Source organism: Providencia sp. PROV150, assembly GCF_028481025.1.
GTDB classification, from domain to species: domain Bacteria; phylum Pseudomonadota; class Gammaproteobacteria; order Enterobacterales; family Enterobacteriaceae; genus Providencia; species Providencia hangzhouensis.
In genome coordinates this window covers 113,572-140,542 of sequence record NZ_JAMPPJ010000015.1, presented here as the reverse complement: position 1 = coordinate 140,542, position 26,971 = coordinate 113,572, and the positions used below count along the sequence as shown (strand labels likewise).

The window sequence follows — 26,971 nt, the reverse complement described above, 5'->3', positions numbered from 1 at the left end:
ATCCCCTCTTTTTTGTTATTTCCTACCTAAAATATTAATATTTTCTTAAAATTTATTATTTTTTACGCTTTCTTGTTTTAATAACAAAACCATTCGTTATTTTTTTTGTCTTAATTTTAGTTAATTTTTCTGTGAAATTAGGTGCTCATTTCGAGCTTTAGAATGGTTTAACGCTAGAAGACAATGAATATGAAATATTTGGTCACGGGAAGTGCGGGTTTTATTGGTTTCACGCTTTGCCAACGTTTATTAGAGAGTGGGCATGAAGTTGTCGGGATTGATAACTTAAATGCGTATTACGATCAGGGGCTTAAACAATCCCGTTTACATTTATTGGAGCAGTTTCCGTTATTTCGTTTTATTCATCTTGATATCACAGACCGTGAGACTGTCCGTGTATTGTGTACACAAGAACAATTTGACCGAGTCATTCACTTAGCGGCACAAGCGGGTGTTCGTTACTCGTTGGAAAACCCATTTGCTTACGCAGATAGTAATTTAACTGGCCACCTCGCCATTTTAGAAGGTTGTCGCCAAGCAAAAGTGAAGCATTTAGTCTATGCCTCTTCAAGTTCGGTGTACGGCGTAACCGATAAGACGCCATTTACCACTGACATGGCAACCGATCACCCGATTTCACTCTATGCGGCAACAAAGAAAGCCAATGAATTAATGGCGCACTCCTATTCACATTTATACCAGCTACCGACCACAGGGCTGCGGTTCTTTACGGTTTATGGCCCTTGGGGGCGCCCAGATATGGCTTTATTTAAGTTTACGAAAGCTATTTTCGCGGGCGAGCCTATCGATGTCTATAATAACGGCAATCTCAGTCGTGATTTCACTTTTGTTGATGATATTGTCGAAGGTGTGATCCGTATTTCAGATATAATTCCACAAGCGAACCCGAATAATCATTCGGCATCACCTGCAGAAAGCAGCGCGCCATATCGAATCTATAATATTGGTAATGGGCAGCCTGTTAAGTTGATTGAATTTATTTCTGCACTGGAAAAGGCACTGGGTAAAGAAGCGATTAAAAACTTTTTACCTATGCAAGCGGGTGATGTGTACACCACTTGGGCGGATACGGAAGACTTGTTTAATGTGACAGGTTATCGCCCACAAGTTTCTATTGAGCAGGGTGTTCAGGCATTTGTGGATTGGTACCGTTCTTATTACCACCAATAATATCAATAAGCTGTAACATCTTTAGCAGGATTTGAGAGGCAAGTTTGAAAATAGCAATCGCAGGAACCGGCTACGTCGGCCTATCTAACGCCATGTTGCTGTCACAAAACCACGAAGTGGTTGCGGTGGACATCATCCCTGAAAAAGTGGCGATGTTAAACAACCATCAATCACCGATTGTTGATGCAGAAATTGAACAGTTTTTAACGGAAAAGACCCTCAATTTCCGTGCCACAGAAGATAAAACTGAAGCTTACACCGGTGCACAATACGTCATTGTCGCAACGCCAACCGACTATGACCCAAAAACCAATTACTTCAATACAAGATCGGTTGAGTCTGTTATTCATGATGTGAATGAAATTAACCCAGAAGCGACGATTATCGTGAAATCCACTATCCCTGTGGGCTTTACCGCGCGCTTACGTGAAGAGTTTGGTTATACCAACGTGATTTTCTCTCCTGAATTTTTACGTGAGGGGCGTGCTTTGTGGGATAACTTACATCCTTCCCGTATCGTGGTGGGAGAGCGTTCAGAGCGCGCGAAAATTTTTGCGGATTTGTTGCTGGAAGGCGCAATTAAGAAAGATGTGCCCGTGTTATTTACCGATGGAACCGAAGCCGAAGCCATTAAACTGTTTGCCAACACTTATTTAGCGATGCGTGTGGCGTACTTTAATGAGCTCGATACCTACGCAGAAAGTCGCGGTTTAAATGCACGCCAAATTATTGAGGGAGTCTCTTTAGACCCACGTATTGGTAGCCATTATAACAACCCATCATTCGGTTACGGTGGTTATTGTTTACCGAAAGATACTAAGCAACTGCTAGCTAACTACGATGACGTGCCAAATAACCTGATTAACGCCATTGTGGAATCAAACCGCACCCGTAAAGACTTTATTTCCGATGCGATTATCGCTAAAGCACCATGCAAAGTCGGTGTTTATCGCTTAGTCATGAAAGCGGGCTCTGATAATTTCCGTGCCTCTGCGGTACAAGGTGTGATGAAGCGCATCAAGGCCAAGGGCATCGAAGTGGTGGTGTATGAGCCGGTTTTAAAAGAAGAAGAATTTTTCCGTTCGAAGGTTATCCGTGATCTCGACACTTTCAAAGCAGAAAGCGACATTATTCTAGCCAACCGTATGGTGCCTGAGCTGGAAGATGTGGCAGAGAAAGTCTATACCCGAGATTTATTTGGTAACGATTAAAACGCGTTTATGGGGTAGGTTGGTATCGTGCTAACCTATCTCTGTATATTAAGACCTAATAACCCTATCTATTTTGTGCCATAGTGCACAAGTTACCTATTTTTAAACGCTACTCTGCAACAATCGCTAAGAAATGTTGTTTGCCATTTGCTAGCATCCGTCAATTGATTAAAAATTGGCTATTTTGTTATGCAGAAAATAATAAAAAAACAAAGAGACGGTTTTATCACCTTTCAAAAAGAAGGTGAGATAGATTTTTGGCAAATTGTTAATGATTATATTGATGGGAAGATCGCGGGTAAGAATTTAAGTAGCGGAAATATTGAGAGAAGTGTTGCTCGTATTCATGTAAATGGACAAAGTTATATTATTAAATGCGAAAAAGAACGCGATAAGCGTATTGAAAAACGGCTGATGCGTATTATTTCTGGCCCTTTTTATTCACGTTTATTGAAACGTTTAGTGACTGCACAAAATAACGGTTGTACCGTAACGAATGATATTTACTTTGTTGCAGAAAAAATGGTCGGTCGTGAGTCAGTAGAAACATGGATTATTGCGGAGTATGTGGAAGGAACTGTTTTATCTGAAGTTGATGATATCAAGCCTTATTATGCAGAGATGAAAGTCATTATCAACCAATTGCATTGGTATGGTTTATCTTCTAATGATATCCATGCAGGGAACTTTGTTATAACCAATGAAGGACTTAAGGTTATTGATTTATCAGATTATGGTAATTTTGCTATTTGCAAAGCGAATGATTTAATTGCATTACAGCGTTTTTACGGTATCGAACCCGATAGCAAAAATTTTGTTTATCGTTTTATTCGTTTTAGAGATCACTTTCGTCATTGGTCAAGAAAGATAAGAGGGAAGAAAACTCGGCTCTAGTTCGCTATGCCAAGTTTTCATTACCACAAAACTACCGAAAAAAACAAAGTTATCGATCACAACAAAACTATTGATAAAGCGCATCTAAAAATTCAGGGATAAAACTGCCCGTCCCATGGCAACGCTGGGTTGCGGTTTCTCCAGCTTGTTTCATGATAGCGCAAGCAGCGGCAACATTTTGTAGCCTATCACCAGGTAGAGCGCAACATGCAGCAACCACCGCGGAAAGAGCGCATCCCGTACCGACCACACGAGTCATTAAAATATGGCCGCCAGTAACCGCAAAGGTGCGTATTCCATCGGTGATGTAATCCACTTCCCCGCTTATCGCAACAATTGTCTTAGCTTGTCTCGCTAATAATTGTGCTGCGGGAAGAGCGTCATCAGTGGTGTTAAGGGAATCAACGCCTCTGCCGCCAGCACTGTTTCCTACCAATGCCATAATTTCAGAGGCATTACCGCGAATAGCGGCAGGCTTGAGAGTCAGCAATTCATGGCAAAAATGGGTGCGAAAGCTAAGCGCACCTGCGGCAACAGGGTCAAGTACCCAAGGTTTTTTCGCTTGATTCGCACTGTTAACCGCACATTTCATTGCATGTCGGCGCTCAGTGGTTAATGTGCCTACATTAATCAGCAAGCCATGTGCGATAGCGGCAAACTGCTCCGCTTCTTCGGGTTCAATGACCATGGCGGGAGAGCAGCCGAGCGCTAACAGGACATTGGCAGTGAAGGTCTGAACAACATCGTTTGTCATGCAATGAATAAGTGGGGATTGAGAAGTAAGCTGTTGTAGTACCAATGATTTTGTCGTGTTGCTGATGTGTTCAAATTCTAACATGATCCCCTCATTAATAGTGATAGAGCATAGGTTCGTTGATTTATTCTACACTCTATCTGTTTTAATGAAAGAACCACTTAATCAGCAAGGTATTTCTCCATGACCATTCCACCAGCGCCTTGAGCAACAATTTCGTATGAATCATTGGCGGGGTAAATACGTGTCTTAATATGAGGAAAAATAGAGAGTTTTTCTTCAATAGACTTTTTGGTCATCTCAAAAAAGTGATTTTTAGGTGTTAGGGTTCCGCCGCACACCACCACATCTGCTTGAGTCGTTAAAATCGCATTAGCGATGGCAATACCATAATAATAGGCCGCTTCGCCAAGTGCTTCGAGACACAGGGCATCGTCCAATGTGAGAGCTTGGAAAATAGTATGGTAGCTAATTTCAGACTCATTATTAACTAATTCATTGATTATTGAGCTTTTACCCAACCTGAGTTGCTGGATCACCCGTGACTTAATCGCAGACAGTGAACTATATTGCTTTAAACAGCCAAATGACCCGCATTCGCAGCGTTGACCATTAATATCAATTGTCGTATGACCAAAGGCTTGAGCGGTGCTAATGGGTGCTGGAGCGTATTGATTGTTGATGATGGTACAGCTGCGAATATCGGTATCACAGGTTGTAAATAAAAACCTTTGGCTATCAGAGGTATAGCGTAAACGATACTCTGCAAAAGCCGCAAAACTAATCCCACTTCCGAGTAATACGAAGCAAGGGACTTTACTGGATATATAGTCGTGAAGTTCTTTTATTCGTGAGTTATATTGATGATATGGCAGTTTATCGCGTTCTAATATATGGTCGATGGCGATGCCTATACCCAACAAACTTTTTACGTTAAGTCCATGTTCAGCTAATAAAATATCTAATTTATTGAGCAGATGATCCACCATATTTTCTGCGGTTTCTAGGTGCTCATATTTGACCTTTACCATCCCTAAAATATCCAACTTTAGGTTCTGTAAAACTATCGTCGAATATATATCACTCATTTCAATGCCAACTAGGTAGCCATCAGCAGCATTGATATTATAGAGGATAGGTTTGCGGCCACCGGTCGACTCTCCGAGCTCAGAAGTCGAAATTAAGTGATTTCTCCCCAGTTCGTCGAGTAACCGAGCACAAGTTGCTGGTTTCATGCTAGCCAGTGATGTCAACGTCTCTGCCCTAATGGGACCATGGTTTAAAATTAACCGGTAAAGCGTTTTGAGTTTTTGTGTTTTTGAATTTTTTGAGGTGCGAAATTCATTTAATAGTGTATGTAACAAGCGCCTCACTCCTTTTCATTCCGACTCTTGCGCTAAAGATTAGCAAATATACGCATAAGATTCTGCTTCATGTGACACATCATATCTAAATTCTTTTTCTTAAAATGAGATTAAGATCGCTGTTCTGTTTCTAAATTGCTTTATGATCGATTTTAACAATTTTTAGTCGATGTCAATTTGGAGACAACTATGCATCATACAAAAGATATTCTAGAAAGCTTAAGCTTTATTCAGTCTCGCACAGATATTAAACCAACAGTGGGCATTATTCTGGGTTCAGGATTAGGCCCGTTTGCGGACACATTAGAAAATGCAGTACATATTCCTTATAGCGAAATTCCACATTTTGCCAAATCTGAAGCCGTAGGGCATGCCAATGAATTGGTGATTGGCACCATCGCAGGTAAAAATGTGGTTGCGATGAAAGGCCGTTTCCACTACTACGAAGGCTTTACCCTCGACCAAGTCACTTTCCCTGTGCGTTTGATGAAAGCATTGGGCGTCGAAAAATTGATTATTACCAACGCCTGCGGTGCAGTAAATACCGATTTCAACCCAGGTGACCTGATGATTATTACCGATCATATTAATTTAACTGCAAATAACCCATTGATGGGGCCAAATAACCCTGAATTAGGGGTGCGTTTCTTGGATGTTAGTGAGGTGTATAACAAAGAATTACGCCAAACAATCAAGGATGTAGCGGCCGAACAAGGTGTTTCTGTTCGTGAAGGTGTTTATGCATGGTGGACTGGTCCAACTTATGAAACACCTGCCGAAATTCGCATGATCAGAACCTTAGGCGCTGATGCTGTTGGTATGTCTACTGTACCAGAAGCTCTGGTCGCTCATCATTCACAAATTAAGACAGTGGGCATCTCCTGTTTAACTAATATGGCTTGCGGTATTTTAGAACAACCTCTTAGCCATGACGAAGTTATTGAAACTGCAGAGAAAGTTAAAGCCACCTTCTTGAAATTGGTGACGGGTGTGATCGCTCGCTTCTAGTTTTTAGGTTCTTTTTCTCAAAACAATATAAAGATGTTCATAACGCTAAATAAGGTGAATATTGAAATGAAATTTAAAGGTCTAATTTTAGTTTCTTTAGGCGCTTGCAGTTATGGCATTCTTTCAACACTCGTCGTGTTGGCCTACCGCGCAGGATATTCCTTGAATGATGTCATCGGTAGCCAAACGGTATTAGGTGCGATTTTACTGTGGTTTTTTGTTGCCGCAGGCGCATTAATTAAAAAAGCACGTCTAGTATGGCCAACACGACAACAAGGCCTATTAATGTTACTCACTGGGACGACAACAGGGCTAACCGGACTCTTATATTATGCATCATTGCAATATTTGTCTCCGGCGCTTGGTGTCGTCTTATTTTTGCAATTTACATGGATGGGGGTTGCCATTAATGCGGTTGTCAGCCGTCAAGCTCCTCCCATAATGACCATGGTGTCGGTTGTGGTGATATTAATTGGGACAGTATTAGCGACAGGTTTGTTAAATAGTTCAGGGATCGTATTTCACTGGCTTGGTGTGCTATTAGGACTATGTGCGGCATTATCGAATGCTATTCGTGTTTATGTCAGTGGTGCATTAGCGGTTAAAACAGATCCTATGATGCGCTCTGCAATTATGGTAACAGGGGGCGCAATTTTGACATCGATTATCGTTCCGCCAACATTCTTATTGAGCGCATCAACGTTTCATTCTCTATTTTTCTCTTATGGTTTACCCCTAGCTTTCTTTGGTTCTTTCTTTGGTATGTGGATGTTTGCCAAAGGTACTCCACTGATAGGTACCAGTTTAGCGACCATTGTTAGCTCAATGCAGTTGCCCGTCACGATTTTATTATCTGTGACTGTATTGCAGTTACCTCTTGAGTTCATTCAGTTTATTGGCGTTGCTGTCATCCTTATGGGTGTCGCCATTGCTGAGTTGAAAATAAAAACAAATAAATATAACTCCAAACGGAGCCTTGTATGAATATTAAATCCCGCTTGAAAATCATGCTTTTCCTGCAATATTTTGTTTGGGGAAGTTGGTTAGTTACACTCGGCTCCTACATGATGAAAACATTGAGTTTCTCAGGTGCAGAAGTCGGTATGGTGTATAGCTCAAAGGGTATTGCTGCCATTCTAATGCCCGGGCTTATCGGAATCATTGCAGATAAATATATTCCAGCAAATCGTTTATATATGATTTGTCATTTGATTGGGGCTGCCGCATTGTTTTATGCTGCAACAGTCACGAGTTCAACAGTGATGTTCTGGGTGATGTTAATTAATGCAATGGCCTTTATGCCAACTATTGCACTTTCAAATAGCATCAGTTATTCATCATTAAGCCAATATCAGCTCGATTCAGTGAGTAACTTCCCACCTATTCGTGTATTTGGTACGGTAGGTTTTATTGTTGCTATGTGGAGTATTAGCTTATTGAAATTTGAGCTAAGTAGTATGCAGCTTTATATTGCAGGTGGCTGTTCATTACTTTTAGCGCTTTATTCATTAACCTTGCCAAAAATTGATGTTAATAAAAAAGCGATTTCAAGTAGCTGGATCAGTAAGCTAGGTTTAGATGCTCTGGTGTTATTTAAAAAACCTATTATGGCGGTATTTTTCTTATTCGCTATGTTACTTGGTGCGGTTTTACAAATTACCAATACGTTTGGTAATCCATTCTTGCATGACTTCGGTCTGAATCCGTTATACCAAGATAGTTTGGTGGTTCAGTATCCATCGATATTATTATCGATCTCTCAGATGGCAGAAGTGTGCTTTATCTTAGCAATTCCATTTTTCTTGAAACGCTATGGCATTAAAACTGTCATGCTATTAAGCATGTTTGCGTGGACATTACGCTTTGGATTCTTTGCCTTTGGTGACCCATCAGCAATTGGCTTGATGTTCTTAATAATGTCGATGATCGTATATGGCTGTGCATTCGACTTCTTCAATATTTCAGGCTCTATTTTTATTGAAAGAGAAGTGGATACGCGTATGCGCGCGAGTGCTCAGGGCTTATTTATGACGATGGTTAATGGTGTTGGTGCCTATTTTGGTGCGATATTAAGTGGATTGGTTGTCGACTATTACACGGTGGATGGTATTAAAGATTGGCAAATGATCTGGTTAGTTTTTGCTTCTTATACTGTTGTATTAGCAATAATCTTCCAATTTACCTTCCATTATCATCACGATAAAGACGCCGCACTGAAAGAGGCTAAGTCTAGCTAAGATAAGTTGTTAGAAATAACATTTAATCTAAGGGAAAACCATCAATTTGGTTTTCTCTTTTTTTGTTGGTTTTAACACTAAACATAGTTACGCTTGCCGCGCAATATATGCTCAGTTAGCGTTTCTTCCGCAAGGGTAAATTCTTTTGCTTTGAGTTGTTCAACTAATTGCTGATGTTGGCGTGTAGACTCATGATAATATTCATTGCGATAAATAGGGTCAGGCTGGAAATAGACTCGCTGGCGAATATTATCCGCTAAATCTAAGAAAACCGAGTTATCCAGTAATTCCAAGAAGAAACGGTGGAAGCGTTCATCTTCTTTTATCCAACCTTGATAGTCATTTTTCTTCAATAATTCATCTTGCCGCTCAATAATCGTCTTTAAGATAGAAAAATGTTCATCAGTTAAATATTCACGAACTAATTTAATTGCATGGGACTCAATTGCTAAGCGTAAATCATAATTATCTCTGGTTTCTTTTAACGATAGTTTTTGAATAAAAACACCTTTACGAGGGATAATTTTGACTAAGCCTTCATTTTGTAATTGATATAAGGCTTCACGAATTGGAGTACGACTCATACCGAGTTCCTCAACTAAGCTATTTTCAGAGGTGTAACTTTCCTCTCCAAATTGCTTACTGAGAATTTTATGCTTAATTGCAGTATAGGCCTGTTGGCTTAGTGGTTTATCTTTCATCAGGATCTTGTGTTAACAATAGAAATTTTAGTGAGTATAGAAAGGAATAGATTGGTATACAAGTAATACACTAGTTTTATATTATTTAAGGTGCTGTTAAATTCTGGTGGGTAATTGAACTTAGCTTGTTGAATAAACTGGCATCCTTGCCAGTTTTTAGACTAATACAGCTCAGGGCGTCGGTTTTGCATACAAGGTAATTTTTCTCGTGTCTCTGCGGTATGCTGTGTTGATATTTCAGCAAAAAATAGCGTTTCATCGTAGCCAGCAGATGCGATGGTTACTCCAAGCGCATCACAAACAAGGCTGCGACCAATAAAAATATTACCTGTTTGGTCACATGCGCAGACAGGGATTGTGTTCTCTAAAGCGCGTACTTTAACTAATGTTTGGTAATGCTCCTCTTTTAGTGGCCCGCTAACCCATGCTGTGGGAACGAGTATAAGGTCAGCGCCAGCTAAGGTTAGTTTTCGAGCAACTTCTGGGAAACGCAGTTCATAACAGACTAAAACGCCAATTTTGCCAAATTCAGTTTCCACAGGTTTTAATTCATTATTACTTTGAATGATATTAAGGGATTCCTGATATGAAAAGGCATCGTACAGGTGTGTTTTTTGGTAGTGATAGATAAGCTCACCTTGGCGGTTCAACATAATTGTCGTGTTGAAAGCTCTTTTCGGCTCATTCGGGGCACTTTCATAAATACCACAGGTCACATAAATACCGTATTGTTGAGCGGTTTTTGCTAACTGAGAGACAAAAGGGCCATCGACAGCCTCTGCGACATCGGCATAGCTAATACCACTATCCGCTGGAACAAAAGCCATAAACATTTCCGGCAATAGGACGAGGTCGGCACCACCTTGAGCGGCTTTTTGTATAGCTTCGCATGCTTTTTTTAAATTTAGAGCTTTATCTGAGCTACTGGCTAGCTGAGCAATTGCAATCTTCATAGAGCCTCCTTATTCAAAAAATTTCGCTGCACCTGAAATTGCCGCTAATGTTTCACCGGCATCAATGCGCTTTTTAACATCAATTTCAGCATGTTGGGCATTAAGGGCTCGTTGGCGATACTCTTGTAGAGTAACTTCATCTGCGACTAAAATGCCATCGCCATCTGCGATGATTAAGTTACCAGGATGGATCGTTACGCCATCTATGCTAATCGGCACATTAATTGCGCCTTCAATACCTAAAATTCGAGTTGTTAACGGACTCACTTTACGTGCATAAATAGGAACGCCAATCTCACGTAATGCTTTGATATCCGTGACACAACCATCAATGACAGCACCAGCAATTTTCTTTGCCCGTGCCATATAAGAAACCATTTCCCCCCAACAAGCACGATCATAATCCCCTGACATATCGATACAGACAACATCGCCTTCTTGCACAATGTCGAAAACCTTGTGTACGGCAGATGAGTCCATATGTGGAATACGAACAGTTACAGCATTACCAATAAATTGGCATTGTTCAATTTGTGGGCGTAATGTTTTGAGAAAACCGAAGTCAGTCATGTGTCCAATAGTTGACGGGCAAACATCACGGCAACTTTCGATAATTTCCGAGCTAAAACAAGCAACACGAGGATTTAATGTAAACATAGGGACACCTTTATTTATTGTATTGAACATAATGTATATGGGTGAAAATTAATCAGGATTAACTGCAGCAGCTAATGGTTTATCTGGCTGAATGAAAAACCAGCAAACAATCGCTAAACTGATAGGTATCACATTGAAAAGTAAAGCGACGGTCCAGCCGAAATGCTGTGCAAGCCAGCCACATAGAATGGGGGAAATAACACCACCGAGATTGCCCCATAAATTCATCCATCCACTGACAGAGCCTGCATATTGGCGGCCCTTATCTGCTGCAATTGCCCAAGAGGTCACAACTGGTAATCCTAGAGAACCGAGTGCAAGAGTTAGCCATGCAACACTCGCAATGGCACTTTCAGTTTGAGCAGCGCCGCAAATACCCACAATAAAGAGAATAAAACCGGTAATGGCGATATATCCCCTAGCGACTAACTGTGAGTACCCTTTGTTGAGTAACCAATCAGAAATTGAACCTGCAGTGAGTACCGCGATACAAATTGCTAGCCAAGGAAAACTGGCGGCAACGCCCATTTGGGTTAATGAGAAACCACGAGCCTCTTGTAAATAGGTGGGGAGCCAAATCATAAACAAGGTGGTCATATAGGCGACAAAAAAATATTGGAAACCAACAGCCCAGAACGGACGTTCTTTCATAAATTTTCGCCAAGGAGCTTTAACGTCAGCACCTCCTTGCTCACTAATTGTTCGGCCTCCTTGAATAAATACAATTTCACTTTGAGAAATTTTTGGATGTTGTTCAGGTTTATTTCTGGCAAAGAAATACCAGACCATACCGATAAGAATACCAATCACACCGAAGATATAGAAAACGGCATGCCACCCGAACGAAATCATAATAAATACGGTAAGGGTGGGGGCAATCACAGGCCCAAAATAGGAACCGGCAAGTAAGAAGCTAGCGGCTCGTGCCTTTTCATTTTGGCGAAACCACCATGTATTAAAGACGGCATTCGCAGGGTAGAGCGGCGCTTCTCCAACACCAAATAGGAAGCGTACGATGCATAGCCAAATATAGGTAGGGGCAACGACCGTTAATATTGTGAATGCGGACCAAACGTAAAGGCTAATGGTTGCGATAAGCCTGCTACCAAACCGTTCTGCAAGTATTCCGCTTGGAATTTGGGCAAGTGCATAGCCAAGCGAAAATAACGCACCCAAAAAGCCAAATTGAACTTTGCTCATTCCTAAATCGGTCATCATATGTTCGGCAACAATGGAAATATTGGCGCGATCCATATATGCAATCAAACCGATAATAAAAAATATTGCTGCTAATCCCCAACGTAAACGCCCTGGTGAGTCTTTTGTTGCTGGTGTTACAACAGAATCATTATGTGACATAGAGTTACCTTTTTATTGGTTTGTCGAGGTAATCAACCTTATTGTATTTATGTTGAATTCAACTTGTATACAAGATGGATGTTAATAAGCCGTTATTGTGGTGTCAAAGATCTGTTTTGTTATCTGTGATTGAACTCAAAACATTTGATTGATTTATGAGCGAGATCTTATTTTTTGAAAAAAACAGGAAGAAAATAATATTTATGATTAAAAATCAAATGATTATGTATTTCTATGGAAATTGATTTAATCGTTTCTATTCATTATTTGGAAAGAAATAATGAATATCGTGGTAATAGTCTATTTTTCCCGAATACTTCTTGGGTAAAAATTTTTTAATATCTTCGAAGGGTTGTTGTGGAATATAGGTTCAAAAATCGTGACAATTAACACCTATTTTGAGTTAATTTGAGAATCTTTTCAAAGAAAAAAGCCAAACGATAAATAAGGTCACTTCATCGGTTGGCTTTTTTATAGATTAAAATCGTAACAGAGTGATTATTCGATGTTCTGAATCTGTTCTCTCATTTGTTCGATTAATACTTTGAGCTCAACTGCTGAAGTTGTGACTTCGCTATTAATTGATTTTGACGCTAACGTATTCGCTTCACGGTTAAATTCTTGCATCATAAAGTCAAGACGGCGGCCAGTTGCCTCTTTTTTCTTCAAGATATTACGTGTTTCTTTAACGTGTGCTTCTAATCTATCCAATTCTTCTGCAACATCAACACGTTGAGCCAATAGAATAAGTTCCTGTTCCAAGCGGTTGTTATCCACTTGAGTGTCAGCTTCTTCTAACTTGTTTTGTAAGCGTTCACGTTGCCATTGTAGAATTTCTGGCATGTGTTGACGTACTTTGGCGACCTCTGCTAGCACACCGTCAAGTCGCTGCTCAATAAGTGTATGTAAGGATGCCCCTTCAGCTTCACGGCTTTGGATAAAGGCATCAATCGCTTCATCTAACCCTGCCATTAGTTGTTCGCTAATTATGTCTAAATCTTGCTCGCCAGCTGACATCACTCCAGGCCAACGCAAAATTTCTAATGGGTTGATTTCACCTTCATGGCTGTAATTTTTAACCCAATTCGCAGCACTGATTAATTGGCGGGCTAATTGCTCATTTAGGATTAACTCGCCACGATTTGCGCCATCTAACTCAAAGCGTAGACTACATTCTACCTTTCCACGTGTTAAGCGAGAACGCAGGCGCTCGCGAATGACGGGCTCAAGGCTTCTGAATTGCTCAGGTAAGCGAATATACGTTTCTAAATAACGTTGGTTCACGGAACGCAGCTCCCAGGCCGCATTCCCCCATTCACCCTTGATGTCCCGACGGGCAAAAGCGGTCATACTACGGATCATAATTCGTTCCCATTATCGTAAAGATTTAGGAGATTATAACGCTATGCAGGATGACAGGATAGGCATTATCGCTTGAACAACGTATAATGCGTCCCAATTTGAGTTGATAATGGAGATAACACCATGCGCCCAGCAGATAGACAAGCAGACCAAATGCGCCCGATTACCATCACGCGCAACTATACTAAGCATGCAGAAGGCTCTGTTCTTATTGAGTTTGGCGACACGAAGGTGTTATGTAATGCAACTGTTGAAGAAGGTGTTCCTCGTTTTTTAAAAGGGCAGGGGCAAGGTTGGGTTACAGCGGAGTATGGTATGTTACCGCGCGCAACAAACTCACGTAATCAACGTGAAGCTGCACGAGGAAAACAAACGGGTCGTACGATGGAAATCCAACGGTTAATCGCACGTTCTTTACGTGCTGCTGTTGACCTTAAAAAATTAGGTGAATACACCATTACTTTAGACTGTGATGTTATCCAAGCGGATGGCGGTACACGTACAGCAGCGATTTCTGGTGCCTGTGTAGCTCTAGTTGATGCACTGAACAATATGGTTGAGCAAGGTAAAATTGCAAAAAGTCCACTAAAATCAATGGTTGCAGCCGTTTCTGTCGGAATTGTAAATCAAGAAGCCCTATGTGACCTTGAATATGTTGAAGATTCTGCAGCTGAAACAGATATGAATGTTGTCATGATGGATGATGGCCGAATGATTGAAGTGCAGGGCACCGCAGAAGGCGAACCATTTAGTCATGAAGAGCTACTTGCTCTATTGGCATTAGCTAAAACAGGTTTAAATACCATTTTTGAAGCTCAGCGAGAAGCGCTGAAGTAAGTTAATCATTAATTAGGCGGCTAAATAGTCGCCTTTTTTATGTCTGCTGGTTCATCAACCAATTAGCAGCTTTGAATATAGATAAATAATCATCAACGAGGAGAATGACCAATGAAAGCCTATCAGCGCGATTTTATTGAACTTGCCATGAAAAAACAGGTACTTAAATTTGGTGAGTTTACGCTGAAATCAGGTCGTAAAAGCCCTTATTTTTTCAATGCGGGGTTATTTAATACAGGGCGTGATCTGGCACTTGTCGGTCGTTTTTATGCACAAGCATTACAAGATAGTGCAATTGAGTGTGATGTCATCTTTGGCCCTGCGTATAAAGGGATCCCTATCGCAACGACGACGGCGGTAGCACTTTCTGAACACCATGACATCGATATGCCATATTGCTTCAATCGCAAAGAAGCTAAAGACCATGGGGAAGGTGGCGTGTTAGTTGGGAGTCCTTTGAAAGGGCGTGTTGTGGTAGTTGATGATGTCATTACTGCAGGAACGGCAATTCGTGAGTCAATGGAAATTATTAAACAACAACAAGCGACGTTGAATGGTGTTTTGCTATGCCTTGATCGCCAAGAAAAAGGCAAAGGTGACATTTCAGCAGTGCAAGAGGTTGAGCGTGATTATGGCTGTAAAGTTTACTCAATTATTACCATGAGCGATTTAATCACTTACCTCTCTGAACAGGAAGGTATGCAGGAACATTTAGCGGCTATGAAGGCTTACCGCGAACAATACGGAATCGAGTAAAAAAAGCCCTCGCCCAATGATGGGCGGGGTGAGTAGTATAAACAATCGGTTATTGTAACTGAGCTAGAATTAAAGGCCAGCGCGATTCAAACTCGACGGTTGGCCGATAACGAAACTCAGAACGTACAAAACGTGAGAGCATCCCTTCACAAAAGGCTAATAACTGAGAAGCAAGCAGTGACTCATCATGAATAAACCCATGACCATCACGTATTTTTTTCTCTTTCAACACCTGCCGCAATTGCGATTCTATACGTTCAAATAATTGATTAATACGATCTTGAAGCCTATCTTGCTCAAACATCAGAGCGTGGCCCGTCATTATACGCGTTAGCCCAGGGTTTTTCTCTGAAAAACCAAGTATTAGCGCTAGTATTAGTTTAATTCTAATTATCGTATCTTTTTCATCACTTAAAATCAGATTAATGCGCGAAACCAATGAGTCTTCAATAAACCCAATGAGGCTATCGAACATTTTCATTTTACTCGGAAAATGACGATACAGCGCAGCCTCTGATACACCAACCGTAGCAGCAAGTTTTGCTGTTGTAATGCGTTGGCTACCATCACTACTTTCTAACATTAACGCAAGAGCCTGTAAAATCTCATCACGTCTGTTACGTTTTTGTGTTGTCGCTTTTTCTGCCATGTCTAATAAGACCCCTGCTAAAACAGCAAAACAAACTATCCAAAATTTTGCTCTTAGTAAAGAGACTTACAAAGCAAAATGGATTTAAAAAATATTTAAAATATAAGTAATGTTGAGCAAGCTTCCTGAAAGAAAATATGCGGCTGATTGTTTTTATTCATAAAGATAGAACCTAATTCAGGTTCTATCTAGCATATTTGTTATCAGGATATTCTATTTATTGACGGCCGGAATGGCCGAAACCGCCAGCCCCACGCTCTGTTGCGTCAAAATCATCAACAATATTAAATTCCGCCTGAACAACCGGGACAAATACCATTTGAGCCATACGTTCACCGGGTTCAATAGTAAAAGTTTTATCACTACGGTTCCAGACAGACACCATAAGTTGCCCTTGATAATCAGAGTCAATGAGCCCAACAAGGTTACCAAGTACGACGCCATGTTTATGTCCTAAACCTGAACGAGGTAAGATCACAGCAGCAAGGCTTTCATCAGCAATGTGAATGGCTAAACCCGTTGGAATAAGTTCTGTTTGACCTGGCGCCAGATCGATAGGTGCATCAAGGCATGCACGTAAATCTAAACCAGCAGAACCTGTAGTGGCGTAGGCTGGTAGAGGAAATTCATTACCGATACGGCTATCAAGGATTTTTAGGTCAATTTTTTTCATAACGTTGAAGTATCTCGTCAAGTAAATAGTGGCTTAATTCGTTTTTATTGCAGTGAGGCAAACGTGTATCACCGTTAGCATCAAAAATATGTAACGCGTTGTTATCGCTATTAAATCCATTGTCTGCTAGTGAGACGTCATTGGCACAAATGAGATCGAGTTGTTTTTGCTGTCGTTTTTGGCGTGCGTATTCTTCCACATTTTGGGTTTCAGCTGCAAACCCAACAACATATGGCCTATTGTGTTTTAGGTTGCCGACACTAGCCACGATATCTGGATTTTTGATAAGTGTAATCGAAACTTCATCACCTTGTTTTTTTATTTTGTTTTCAGCAATGTTTTTTGCTCGGTAATCTGCAACTGCGGCGCAACCAATAAAAATATTTTGCTCTGTAATGGTTTGATGAACTTGCTCATACATTTCTAGGCCGCTCGTGACATCAATCCGCTTAACCCCTTCTGGTGTTTCAATATTTACAGGGCCCGCAATCAAAGTGACGTCAGCACCACGTTGACTGGCTGCCTTAGCAATGGCAAAACCCATTTTCCCCGAACTATGGTTGCTGATGAAACGAACGGGGTCGAGTGCTTCCCGTGTGGGGCCAGCAGTGATCATTAATTTGATGCCTTGTAAATCGAGTTTAGGGGCAAAAAACTCACTGGTTAGACGAACAATTTCTAGTGGGTCAATCATGCGACCAGGACCAATATCACCGCAAGCTTGGCTACCTGCGTCCGGCCCCCAAATCATACATTGGCGTTGTTGCAATTTGATTAAATTTTCTTGCGTTGCTTTTGCTTTGTACATTTGTTGGTTCATTGCTGGCACAAGTGCAATCGGTGCAGCGGAAGCAAGACAAACTGTTGTGAGTAAATCATTTGCCATTCCTGCACTGAGGCGAGCAATTAAATCCGCAGTAGCAGGCGCTAGAATAATGATATCTGCCCACTTAGCGAGTTCAATATGTCCCATAGCAGCCTCAGCGGCTGGGTCGAGTAAGTCATCAGAAACAGGATGCCCTGAAACAGCTTGCAAGGTTAAAGGTGTAATAAAGGCTTTTGCACCTTGAGTCATCACAACACGCACAATCGCACCTTTATCGCGCAAACGGCGGGTAAGTTCAGGGATTTTATAAGCGGCAATGCCCCCACTAATACCAATAACTATCTGCTTACCTAATAGTGATAGTTGATTCATTATTTTTATCCAATTCGGTCAACATGGGAGGCATATTACCACAGAGAAGCTAGAGGTGGCGCGCTCGATTTTTCGTCACAGTACTATTTTTGCGAAGCGCTACGCAAACCCATATGTGAGGGGTTGTGAATGTTTTTTAGGCTAGATAAAAAGGATGCAAGGGATTTAGGGACAAAGAATATGATGAGTGAACATCTAGATTTACCACCAAGAGAAAAGCTACTCGCATACGGAGCGGCTGCGTTATCTGATGCTGAGCTACTCGCTATTTTTTTGCGTACAGGGAGCCAAGGTGAACCTGTTTTGCAGCTTGCGAAGCGTTTAATACAGGAGTTTGGTTCAGTGTATTTGCTTCTACAAGCAGACTACGAAAAACTAAAACACTGTAAAGGAATGGGGAGTTGTAAATTTACCCAACTACAGGCCGTCAGTGAACTAGCTCGACGCTTTTTCTCTGAACAATTTTTATATGAAGATGTGATGACTGGGCCTGAACAGTTGAAAGCAAAGTTGTTGGATTTATTTGCAGGGCAAGAGCGTGAAGTTTTTGTCGTGATATTTTTAAATAATAAAAATCAAATTATTTGCCATGAAGAGTTGTTTAAAGGTACTTTGAACAAAGTTGAAGTCCACCCCAGAGAAATTATTCGCTTTGCCATAAAAATGAATGCGAACGGCATTATATTAGCCCATAATCATCCATCGGGTAACCCAGAACCCAGCACTGCGGATAGGCAAGTGACAGAGCGAATCCAGCGAGCTTGCGCTATTATGGGGATTAAACTACTTGACCATTTTGTCGTCGGGCATAAGCAATGTGTCTCATTTGTAGAACGAGGGTGGTTATAAAATTATTTTTTTGCCTAAAAAATGACAACTTTCTTTGTGTTGGGCTTGAGTGAAAACGATTGAAAGCGTATACTACGCCACCTTTAAGGATCTTGGGTTTGGCGAGAAGGGCCTATCTCAGTAAATTTTTACGTCTTAGTAAAGTAAATCTTTATTCAGGTATTAACGGTTTTTTCAGTCAATGAAAGTTTGCTGAGATGGGCTCCTAAGCCTGACGAGGCGGCCATACCCAGAACAAAAAAGCTCGAGCTGATTAGATTTTTGGAGAATAGACATGTCACGAGTCTGCCAAGTTACTGGCAAGCGTCCAATGAGCGGTAACAACCGTTCACACGCATTAAACGCGACCAAACGTCGTTTTTTGCCAAACCTGCACTCTCACCGTTTCTGGGTTGAGTCTGAGAAACGTTTCGTAACACTGCGTGTATCTGCTAAAGGTATGCGTGTTATCGATAAAAAGGGTATTGATGCTGTTCTTGCTGAACTGCGTACCCGTGGTGAGAAGTACTAAGGAGCTAAAAAATGGCTAAAGGTATTCGCGAGAAAATCAAGCTAGTCTCTTCTGAAGGTACAGGTCATTTCTATACCACTACGAAGAACAAGCGCACAATGCCAGAAAAACTGGAACTGAAAAAATTCGATCCAGTTGTTCGTAAGCATGTGATCTACAAAGAAGCAAAAATTAAATAATTTTGCTTTCTGCGTTAAAAACTCAGCTTCGGCTGAGTTTTTTTTTACCTAAAATTTGGGTTATCGATGATATGCGCATTCGAAGCTATGACCATTATAATGAAAGTAGTAACATAGAGAGTATTCATTGAATTAATAATGATATTTGTTGTCGAATGACTATTGTCTTTTACATATAGACTTGATTAAGAGTGCCTGGTGAAAAAACAGTTTAAAAAAATTCTTGTGATCAAGATGAGGTTTCATGGGGACATGCTGCTGACAACACCGGTTATCAGCTCATTAAAACACCAATATCCTGATGCTGAAATTGATGTTTTGCTTTATCAGGATACTATCCCTATCCTCTCTGAAAATGCTGAAATTAACGCTTTGTACGGCATGGCAGGGAAAAAAAGTGGTGGGCTGAGTAAAGCATGTAATTTTATTAAATTACTGCTAAAGCTGCGTAAAAATAAATATGATTTAGTTGTTAATCTAGCAGACCAATGGATGGTGAGTGTATTGGTTCGAGCAATTCCTGCTAGTACAAAAATTTCCCATCAGTTTGCCCACCGAGACTCTAAATATTGGTGTAATAGTTTTACGCATTTGACAGAACCTGAAGGCGAACATGTTGTTCTAAATAACCTATCAGTGCTCAAGCCGTTAGAAATAAAAGAACTAAAAACACATCTAACGATGTCTTATTCAGAGCAGGATTGGAAAAATATTGATGAAAGGTTATTAAGCCTTGGTGTCCATAGTAGCTATGTCGTCATCCAACCAACAGCACGCCAAGCCTTTAAGTGTTGGGATAATGAAAAATTCTCAGCCGTCATTGATGCATTGCAGTCTCGGGGTTATCAAGTGGTTTTAACTTCGGGGCCGAGTAAAGAAGATTTGGAATGTATCAGTGATATTGCAAATGGCTGCCGAACAAAGCCCGTTACTGAGCTTGCAGGGAAAACTTCATTTCCTGAGCTAGGCGCATTGATTGCTCATGCCGCTTTATTTATTGGTGTTGATTCGGCACCAATGCACATTGCTGCTGCAGTTAAAACGCCAATAGTGTGCCTTTTCGGTGCGACAAATCATATTTTTTGGCGGCCTTGGAGCGATAATGTCGTTCAGTTTTGGGCGGGTGATTATGAAACTATGCCACCGAGAGAAGAGCTAGATCGTGATAAAAAGTATTTATCCATTATTCCAGCTTCTGATGTAATTAAAGCAACAGAGAAAATGTTGCCGATGAATATTCGCTCTATGATGACAAGGTATTAACATGAATCTGGCATTTTGCTTATATAAATACTTTCCGTTTGGTGGGTTACAGCGGGATTTCCTACGTATTGCAACTGAATGCCAGTCACGTGGTCATCACGTCCGTGTTTATACCCAATCATGGGAAGGTGATAAGCCTAGTGGTTTTGAAATTATTATCGTGCCGGTAACTTCAAAGACGAATCATGGGCGAAATGCACAATATTGTGACTGGGTGTTAGCTCATTTAAAGCAGCATCCTGCTGAGCGGATAATTGGTTTCAATAAAATGCCAGGGTTGGATGTTTATTATGCAGCTGATGTCTGTTATGCACAAAAAGTCGCTGAAGAAAAAGGGTTTTTGTATAAGCTGACACCTCGCTATAAACACTATGCCGCATTTGAAAAAGCGGTTTTTGCAGTGGGGAAACCGACACAGCTATTAATGTTAACGCCACATCAAATTAGTCATTTTAAAAAGCATTATGGAACTGAAAATGAGCGTTTTCATATGCTACCTCCCGGTATTGCCCAAGATAGAAAATATGATAAACAAATTGCTGACGCCAAAAGAGTTTATCGTGAAAAAAATCAAATACCTGAATCTGCATTTTTAGTATTGCAGGTAGGCTCTGACTTCAAACGTAAAGGTGTTGACCGGACCATAAAAGCCATTGCGGCGTTGCCCGAAGACATTAAGAAAAACACGTTATTGATGGTAGTTGGCCAAGATAAACCGGTGAAATACCAGCAGTTAGCGAAAACGCTAGGAATCGGCTCACAAGTCTCTTTCTTTAGTGGACGTAATGATATTGCAGAATTAATGGCAGCAGCCGATATATTAATGCATCCAGCTTATCAAGAAGCCGCAGGTATCGTGTTATTAGAAGCGATTACTGCAGGTTTACCGATTATTGTCACAGAAGTGTGTGGATATGCTTCATTTATTAGCCAAGCTCAATGCGGTATTGTGGTAAACGAACCTTTTGAGCAAACCGTTTTAAACGTGGCTTTAGAAAATAGTTTAAAAAGTCCGGCTCAATTAGCACAATGGGCAAGTAATGCGCGCTATTTTGCGGATACAGAAGATTTGTATAGTTTACCAGAAAAAGCCGCAGATATTATTTTAGGGGGAAGCAAATGATTGAGTTAAAAACCCCTTTTAGTGAATTATGGAAAAATAAAGATCCCTTTATCGAAGCTGATAAGTTACAAGGTGAAGTTTTTCGTGCGTTAGAGACACGTAAAACGCTGCGCTTTGAACTTGAAGGGCGCAGCTATTTTATAAAAATTCATTATGGGACTACACTGAAAGAGGTCCTTAAAAACTTATTATCTTTTCGGTTACCGGTATTAGGGGCTGATAGAGAGTGGAATGCTATTCATCAACTTACCCAAGTTGGAGTGGATACTATGAATGGCCGGGCGTTCGGGCAAAAAGGGGTTAATCCTCTTCGTCGCCACTCCTTTATTATTACTGAAGATTTGACCCCGACGGTGAGTTTGGAAGATTATTGTGCAAATTGGTTAGATAACCCGCCAACTTTCAGTACCAAGCAAATGATTATTCGTCGGGTCGCGAAAATGGTGCGTAAAATGCACGCAACGGGTATTAACCATCGTGATTGTTATATTTGCCATTTTTTACTGCATTTGCCATTTACGGGAAATGAAGAGCAGCTAAAAATATCGGTTATTGATTTGCACAGAGCACAACTCAGAAATTCTGTTCCAATTCGTTGGCGAAATAAAGACTTAATTGGTTTATATTATTCATCATTAAATATTGGGCTCACTCAGCGTGATGTTCTTCGTTTTATGAAAGTCTACTTTGGCTTATCGCTACGAGATATTTTGCAACAGGAAGCGTCATTGATCGCTAAAGCGGAAAGCAAAGCTGCACAAATTAAAGAACGTACAATTAGAAAGTCATTGTAAGTCAAAGAAAGAAGAGAGATATAAATGTTCTTCAATAAAGAAAATGCGGTTACACAACAAATTGATTTATCGTCATCTGATGCGATTGTTAATAATGATAGCTTACATATTTCCTATGGGATTGACCGTAATTTTCTATATGGTTGTGGGATCTCGATTGCTTCTTTATTGAAAACCAATCCTGATATCTCTTTTTCATTTCATGTATTTACTGACTATTTTGATGATGAGCAAAATAAATTATTTAAACAGCTCGCTGAGCAATATAAGACGAGTATTAAAGTTTATTTAGTTGACTGTGAACAGCTTAAATCGCTTCCAAGTACCAAAAATTGGTCATATGCAACTTATTTTAGGTTTATTATTGCGGACTACTTTTCAAACCAGTTAAATAGAATGATCTATATGGATGCAGATATTATGTGCCAAGGAACGCTGCAGCCATTGCTAAATATTCAATTTAAAGATGATGAAATCGCTGCTGTTGTGCCTGAAAGGGATCGCAATTGGTGGCAAAAAAGAGCTGATGCTCTAGGAGTCCCAAGTATTGCTTCGGGGTATTTTAATGCAGGGTTTTTAGTTTTAAATTTAGTGAATTGGTCAAAATTTGATATCTCAACTAAAGCAATGGATTTACTTTCCCAAGATGCTGTGAAAGCAAAATTATCCTATTTAGACCAAGACATTTTAAATATGCTATTAACAGGGAAAGTCATTTACCTTGATGGCAAATATAACACTCAATACAGCATCAATTATGAGCTGCAAAAAGGCAAAAAAGAAAACCCAATCACGCCTGAAACGGTATTGATTCATTATATTGGCCCAACTAAGCCTTGGCATGAGTGGGCGAATTATCCAACAGCTCAACCCTTTATTAGTGCAAAGGACGCATCGCCTTGGAAAGATATTCCGTTACTGAAGGCTAAAAGCAGTAATCATTTGCGTTATTGTGCGAAGCATATGTTTAACCAAGGAAAGGTTTTCTCTGGGATAAAAAATAATCTTCAGTATTTCTGGGTCAAACTAAATTAAATAATAATTGGGTAAGTTATGTCTTTTTTAGAAAGAAATGAAAGTATTCTCTCAAAGTATAACAAGACTTTGGTACTAATTTTTGTTGTTCTTTTTTTTGTGGAAAATGTAACGAGATATAAGCATATTCTGTTCTATTTGATGATAGCGACATCTTTGGTTTATCTATCTTTAGATACAAAAAAAGTGTTGGAAAAATTAAATAATAAGCTATTATATTTGGTTGGTGCTTTTTCTGTGTTTCTTTATATATCAGTAACTTATTCGGATATACCAAGTGTATCGATTAAGACCCTCAACAATAATTTATTAAATTATGGAATACTAAGTTTATCTCTTTTATTGCCGATTATTTTATATAGAGAAAGCCTAAAAGATATTTCAAAACTATTATTAACGAGTTTTACTGCATCGTTAGCCTTAGTTTTACTTGTTGAGTTATACCGCTACTATATAGCTTATCAGCAGGGTATCTTGCCGTTTACTACCTATGATTTTAGGCATGTTTCGGATGCGTTAGTTTTTTTCTTTCCAATACTTCCTATTCTTTGGTATTTATTGCCTAAATCTAAAATTATTTATTTCTATATTTTAAGTATTGTATTTCTGTTTGTTTTGCTTGGAACGCTAGCTCGGGGGGCATGGGTTGCAGTTGCAGCCGCTGGGTTATTATTTTTATGTTTCAAACGACCTTGGAAGCTAATTGGGGTTGTATTATGCCTTTCGGTAATTTCACTTATTTCTATTAAGCTAATTTATCCTGATACAAGTAAACAATTATTTTATAAGCTGGAGCAGACAGACAGTTCTTACCGTTATGCTAATGGAACCCAAGGAACCGCTTTTGAGCTTATACTGGAAAATCCAGTTATCGGGTATGGTTTTGGCGATAAAATCTATCATGAAAAGTACAATAGTGTTGTAAAAAATCATTCGGAATGGAAATTTAAGCGATCTATTGGGCCCCATAATATTTGGCTTTATATTTGGTTTGGTGCGGGTATTGTAGGGTTAGCGATATTTAGTGCGGTATTTTTGTCAATGTGCTATTCCTCAATGCAAGGGATTAAAAATAGGTCTGAAGAACCGGAAATTTACTTTGCCTTCATTGCATTGTTGTTAAGTCTTATTGGCTTTTATCTGGTTCGTGGAATGTTTGAACAAGTGGACCTTAAACCCTTAGGTATTCTTTTGGGGTTTTTAATCGCCATGATGGGGCATAGTTCAACCAAGCAGAAGAGAGTGTGCCATGGATAACCTGATAACAAATAAATATCTGCTAAATGAGGGGGCTAATGCTAGTAATACCTCTTTACCATGTCTTGATGTTATTTATGGTTCGGATGAAAACTATCAGTTTGGTGCGGGTGTTTCAGCGGTCTCTTTACTTATTAATAACCCAAATACGTTCTTCAGATTTCATTATTTTTTAGATAAAGTCAGCCCTAGCTTTTTAGAGAAATTGAAGGTTATTTCTCATCAGTTTCCAGCTGAATTTCATGTTTATGAATTGGATAATCAATTATTAAAAACATTGCCGGCTTCTGATGTTTGGTCCTCAGCGATGTATTTTCGGTTAGTTGCTTTAGATTATCTTTCGAAAGATTATGATGTTGCCTTATATTTAGATGCGGATGTTATCTGTGATGGTCAATTAGATTTGGCAGCCAATTTAATTGAAGACAAAGTTTGTGGTGTTATTGCTGATGACATCGGTGTAAGAACAAAAAGTGAAACGCGACTACACACACCACAGTTAGCTGAGACCTATTTTAACTCGGGTGTTATGTTTGTGAATTTAAAGAAGTGGCATGAAAAACGAGTTACTCAGCAATGTTTTGAGTTATTGTCTGCAGAAAATGCGAAACAACGGTTTAAATACCCTGATCAAGATGTATTAAACCTTATTTTAAGAAATGACCTGATACTGCTTAATAAAAAATTTAATACAGTTTACACCCTAAAAAATGAGCTGTATGACCGAACACATCAAAAATACCAAACCATTATTGCACCCGAAACGGTTTTAATTCATTACACTGGTGTGAGTAAACCTTGGCACACATGGGCGAATTATCCTTCTTCTCAGTCTTTTTATAAAGCATTAGCACAATCACCTTGGACAAAGGATGATTTAAAACATGCCACTAAATTTGTTGAAAGGAAAAAGGAATATAAACACCTATTAAAGCGGGGTGCGTATTTATCAGGTATTTTGTCGGGCATTTGCTATTTGTTTGAAAAATACGCAAAAAAAAGAAAATAATATGATGATTAATAAAATTATCTTAACGGTTTCTCCTATATTTTCTATACCGCCTAAAAGTGCGGCAGCAATTGAATCGTGGATGTACAATGTCGCCAAACGATTAGACATTGAAAACCGAATCGTTTGTATACGAAATGATGGGTATAGTGCTCATTCTGTTGTTAATAAGTATTGTGAAATTGAGCGTATTAAGTTTGGAAAAGTGTATACAAGGCTATTCAAGAAATGGACAAGATTAGATCCATATTCTTATGCAGATAGAATTGTCAAAATTAAACATCAATTTTCGCCAAATCCGAATGAAAGCGTTATTTTTGTTCACAATCATATTAAATCCTTCAAAAAAATAATTAAGAAAGAAGGGCATAATAACGTTGTGTTACACATGCATAATTTGTATGAGCCTAAAGATGTCCCTGAAGACATAAAAATCATTGTGCCAAGTCATTTTATGAAAAACTGGTACAGAGAACGTTTACCAAATGCGCTTATTGAAGTGGTCCGTAATGGGTTTGATGGTGAAATTTATGCTCAGCCTCCTGAGGTCAAACGTGAGGATTTTGGGCTAACAGCAGAAGATAAAATAGTTTTATTCGCTGGCCGAATCGCTAGGGATAAAGGATTACTTGAATTAATGCAGGCGTGCGAAACTTTCTTTAAAAAAGGCCCTCGTTATAAGCTCGTCATTGTGGGTGACCCAAATGCCGCGTTAAAAGGTGAATTAGCGCAATATCAAGATGAAGTAAAAGATTATGCAAAAAATTTGGATAAACAATGTATTTTCTTAGGTGGTGTTCATCCTGAAAAGATCCGACACTATTATTCTCTTGCGGATGTGGTTGCTGTACCTTCCATCGCCCCAGAGCCATTTTGTATGGTCGCATTAGAGGCGATGGCTTCCGGGCGCCCTGTGATAGCGAGCCAGCGAGGAGCAATGGTGGAATTTATTTCACATAATGAAACTGGGTTTATTTTCAGGGAGCCACTTTCGCCTTTAAGTATGGCTGAAGATATTACTAGTGCGTTAGAGCACCCAAATAGCCAAGATATAGCCTATCATGCCAAAAAACATGCTTATGATAATTTCACTTGGGAAATTGTTAAAGATGAGCTCATGAGGGTGATTGCAAAATGGTATCCCTAA

Annotated in this window: 28 protein-coding genes; 18 read left to right on the top strand and 10 right to left on the bottom strand. The window is 39.8% G+C overall.

Annotated features, from left to right (window positions below):
• The first annotated feature begins 189 nt into the window (after nucleotides 1–189).
• The 3 genes from PSE83_RS12475 to PSE83_RS12465 all read left to right on the top strand — a co-directional run bounded on the left by PSE83_RS12475 (nucleotide 190) and on the right by PSE83_RS12465 (nucleotide 3,296).
• Nucleotides 190–1,191, top strand: coding sequence for an NAD-dependent epimerase (locus PSE83_RS12475; protein ID WP_272660895.1), 1,002 nt, complete (start codon nucleotides 190–192; stop codon nucleotides 1,189–1,191).
• Nucleotides 1,192–1,235: 44 nt separating this feature from the next.
• Complete coding sequence (locus PSE83_RS12470) at nucleotides 1,236–2,402, top strand: nucleotide sugar dehydrogenase (protein WP_096863641.1); 1,167 nt, start codon at nucleotides 1,236–1,238, stop codon at nucleotides 2,400–2,402.
• A 189-nt stretch (nucleotides 2,403–2,591) separates the two neighbouring features.
• Nucleotides 2,592–3,296 (top strand): lipopolysaccharide core heptose(II) kinase RfaY, encoded by a 705-nt coding sequence (locus PSE83_RS12465; protein WP_110592777.1) that lies wholly within the window; start codon nucleotides 2,592–2,594, stop codon nucleotides 3,294–3,296.
• A 67-nt stretch (nucleotides 3,297–3,363) separates the two neighbouring features.
• Here PSE83_RS12465 and thiM read toward each other — a convergent pair whose 3' ends face one another.
• Together thiM and PSE83_RS12455 are read right to left on the bottom strand one after the other, a co-directional pair.
• Entirely contained in the window at nucleotides 3,364–4,134 is a 771-nt protein-coding gene (thiM, locus tag PSE83_RS12460; protein WP_153674010.1) for a hydroxyethylthiazole kinase, read from the bottom strand.
• 77 nt (nucleotides 4,135–4,211) lie between these two features.
• Nucleotides 4,212–5,414: an ROK family protein gene (locus PSE83_RS12455; protein ID WP_036959170.1), complete on the bottom strand. Its 1,203-nt coding sequence runs from the start codon at nucleotides 5,412–5,414 to the stop codon at nucleotides 4,212–4,214.
• 189 nt (nucleotides 5,415–5,603) lie between these two features.
• Between PSE83_RS12455 and PSE83_RS12450 the strand changes: the two genes are divergently transcribed.
• The 3 genes from PSE83_RS12450 (at nucleotide 5,604) to PSE83_RS12440 (ending at nucleotide 8,659) form a co-directional block, all read left to right on the top strand.
• Nucleotides 5,604–6,422: a purine-nucleoside phosphorylase gene (locus PSE83_RS12450; protein ID WP_094962905.1), complete on the top strand. Its 819-nt coding sequence runs from the start codon at nucleotides 5,604–5,606 to the stop codon at nucleotides 6,420–6,422.
• 66 nt (nucleotides 6,423–6,488) lie between these two features.
• On the top strand, nucleotides 6,489–7,406 hold the full coding sequence (locus PSE83_RS12445; RefSeq protein WP_110592778.1) for a DMT family transporter: 918 nt from the start codon (nucleotides 6,489–6,491) through the stop codon (nucleotides 7,404–7,406).
• Nucleotides 7,403–8,659, top strand: a complete 1,257-nt coding sequence (locus PSE83_RS12440; protein WP_094962907.1) for a nucleoside permease — start codon at nucleotides 7,403–7,405, stop codon at nucleotides 8,657–8,659. Before PSE83_RS12445 ends, PSE83_RS12440 begins: the two co-directional genes overlap by 4 nt.
• Nucleotides 8,660–8,736: 77 nt before the next feature.
• On the opposite strand, the gene PSE83_RS12435 is transcribed toward PSE83_RS12440, so the two are convergent.
• The 5 genes from PSE83_RS12435 to PSE83_RS12415 all read right to left on the bottom strand — a co-directional run bounded on the left by PSE83_RS12435 (nucleotide 8,737) and on the right by PSE83_RS12415 (nucleotide 13,691).
• Nucleotides 8,737–9,360, bottom strand: coding sequence for a GntR family transcriptional regulator (locus PSE83_RS12435; protein WP_004906170.1), 624 nt, complete (start codon nucleotides 9,358–9,360; stop codon nucleotides 8,737–8,739).
• 161 nt (nucleotides 9,361–9,521) lie between these two features.
• Nucleotides 9,522–10,313, bottom strand: a complete 792-nt coding sequence (locus PSE83_RS12430; protein ID WP_272660894.1) for a carbon-nitrogen hydrolase family protein — start codon at nucleotides 10,311–10,313, stop codon at nucleotides 9,522–9,524.
• A 9-nt stretch (nucleotides 10,314–10,322) separates the two neighbouring features.
• Nucleotides 10,323–10,970, bottom strand: coding sequence for an RraA family protein (locus tag PSE83_RS12425; protein WP_094962910.1), 648 nt, complete (start codon nucleotides 10,968–10,970; stop codon nucleotides 10,323–10,325).
• 48 nt (nucleotides 10,971–11,018) lie between these two features.
• The gene (locus PSE83_RS12420; protein WP_004906166.1) at nucleotides 11,019–12,329 is read right to left on the bottom strand and encodes an MFS transporter; all 1,311 of its coding nucleotides are present in this window, start codon (nucleotides 12,327–12,329) and stop codon (nucleotides 11,019–11,021) included.
• A gap of 498 nt (nucleotides 12,330–12,827) precedes the next feature.
• The gene (locus tag PSE83_RS12415; RefSeq protein ID WP_272660893.1) at nucleotides 12,828–13,691 is read right to left on the bottom strand and encodes a YicC/YloC family endoribonuclease; all 864 of its coding nucleotides are present in this window, start codon (nucleotides 13,689–13,691) and stop codon (nucleotides 12,828–12,830) included.
• Nucleotides 13,692–13,814: 123 nt separating this feature from the next.
• Here PSE83_RS12415 and rph point away from each other — a divergent pair, with 123 nt between their 5' ends.
• Both rph and pyrE read left to right on the top strand, forming a co-directional pair.
• Entirely contained in the window at nucleotides 13,815–14,528 is a 714-nt protein-coding gene (rph, locus tag PSE83_RS12410; RefSeq protein WP_004265108.1) for a ribonuclease PH, read from the top strand.
• A 111-nt stretch (nucleotides 14,529–14,639) separates the two neighbouring features.
• Nucleotides 14,640–15,284 (top strand): orotate phosphoribosyltransferase, encoded by a 645-nt coding sequence (gene pyrE, locus PSE83_RS12405; RefSeq protein ID WP_004265110.1) that lies wholly within the window; start codon nucleotides 14,640–14,642, stop codon nucleotides 15,282–15,284.
• 49 nt (nucleotides 15,285–15,333) lie between these two features.
• On the opposite strand, the gene slmA is transcribed toward pyrE, so the two are convergent.
• The 3 genes from slmA to coaBC all read right to left on the bottom strand — a co-directional run bounded on the left by slmA (nucleotide 15,334) and on the right by coaBC (nucleotide 17,804).
• A complete protein-coding gene (gene slmA, locus PSE83_RS12400) occupies nucleotides 15,334–15,933 on the bottom strand; it encodes a nucleoid occlusion factor SlmA (protein WP_004265112.1) in 600 nt (199 codons plus the stop codon).
• Between the two features lie 217 nt (nucleotides 15,934–16,150).
• The gene (gene dut / locus PSE83_RS12395) at nucleotides 16,151–16,606 is read right to left on the bottom strand and encodes a dUTP diphosphatase (protein ID WP_094962911.1); all 456 of its coding nucleotides are present in this window, start codon (nucleotides 16,604–16,606) and stop codon (nucleotides 16,151–16,153) included.
• Entirely contained in the window at nucleotides 16,593–17,804 is a 1,212-nt protein-coding gene (gene coaBC, locus PSE83_RS12390; RefSeq protein WP_272660892.1) for a bifunctional phosphopantothenoylcysteine decarboxylase/phosphopantothenate--cysteine ligase CoaBC, read from the bottom strand. The genes dut and coaBC overlap by 14 nt, the downstream gene beginning before the upstream one ends.
• 183 nt (nucleotides 17,805–17,987) lie before the next feature.
• On the opposite strand from coaBC, the gene radC reads away from it, so the two are divergent.
• From radC to PSE83_RS12340, 10 genes are all read left to right on the top strand, one after another.
• Nucleotides 17,988–18,653, top strand: coding sequence for a RadC family protein (gene radC, locus PSE83_RS12385; protein WP_094962934.1), 666 nt, complete (start codon nucleotides 17,988–17,990; stop codon nucleotides 18,651–18,653).
• Nucleotides 18,654–18,927: 274 nt separating this feature from the next.
• Nucleotides 18,928–19,164: a 50S ribosomal protein L28 gene (rpmB, locus tag PSE83_RS12380; protein ID WP_004265123.1), complete on the top strand. Its 237-nt coding sequence runs from the start codon at nucleotides 18,928–18,930 to the stop codon at nucleotides 19,162–19,164.
• 11 nt (nucleotides 19,165–19,175) lie between these two features.
• Entirely contained in the window at nucleotides 19,176–19,343 is a 168-nt protein-coding gene (gene rpmG / locus PSE83_RS12375; RefSeq protein WP_004265124.1) for a 50S ribosomal protein L33, read from the top strand.
• A gap of 198 nt (nucleotides 19,344–19,541) precedes the next feature.
• Nucleotides 19,542–20,606 (top strand): lipopolysaccharide core heptosyltransferase RfaQ, encoded by a 1,065-nt coding sequence (rfaQ, locus tag PSE83_RS12370; protein ID WP_144140344.1) that lies wholly within the window; start codon nucleotides 19,542–19,544, stop codon nucleotides 20,604–20,606.
• A 1-nt stretch (nucleotide 20,607) separates the two neighbouring features.
• Nucleotides 20,608–21,729, top strand: coding sequence for a glycosyltransferase family 4 protein (locus PSE83_RS12365; RefSeq protein WP_164456230.1), 1,122 nt, complete (start codon nucleotides 20,608–20,610; stop codon nucleotides 21,727–21,729).
• Complete coding sequence (gene rfaP, locus PSE83_RS12360; RefSeq protein ID WP_004265130.1) at nucleotides 21,726–22,523, top strand: lipopolysaccharide core heptose(I) kinase RfaP; 798 nt, start codon at nucleotides 21,726–21,728, stop codon at nucleotides 22,521–22,523. Before PSE83_RS12365 ends, rfaP begins: the two co-directional genes overlap by 4 nt.
• 24 nt (nucleotides 22,524–22,547) lie before the next feature.
• A complete protein-coding gene (gene waaO, locus PSE83_RS12355) occupies nucleotides 22,548–23,558 on the top strand; it encodes a lipopolysaccharide 3-alpha-galactosyltransferase (protein ID WP_110592784.1) in 1,011 nt (336 codons plus the stop codon).
• 18 nt (nucleotides 23,559–23,576) lie between these two features.
• Nucleotides 23,577–24,815: an O-antigen ligase RfaL gene (gene rfaL / locus PSE83_RS12350; RefSeq protein WP_272660891.1), complete on the top strand. Its 1,239-nt coding sequence runs from the start codon at nucleotides 23,577–23,579 to the stop codon at nucleotides 24,813–24,815.
• Nucleotides 24,808–25,824 (top strand): glycosyltransferase family 8 protein, encoded by a 1,017-nt coding sequence (locus PSE83_RS12345; RefSeq protein WP_198634093.1) that lies wholly within the window; start codon nucleotides 24,808–24,810, stop codon nucleotides 25,822–25,824. Before rfaL ends, PSE83_RS12345 begins: the two co-directional genes overlap by 8 nt.
• Nucleotide 25,825: 1 nt before the next feature.
• On the top strand, nucleotides 25,826–26,971 hold the full coding sequence (locus PSE83_RS12340; protein ID WP_239982630.1) for a glycosyltransferase: 1,146 nt from the start codon (nucleotides 25,826–25,828) through the stop codon (nucleotides 26,969–26,971).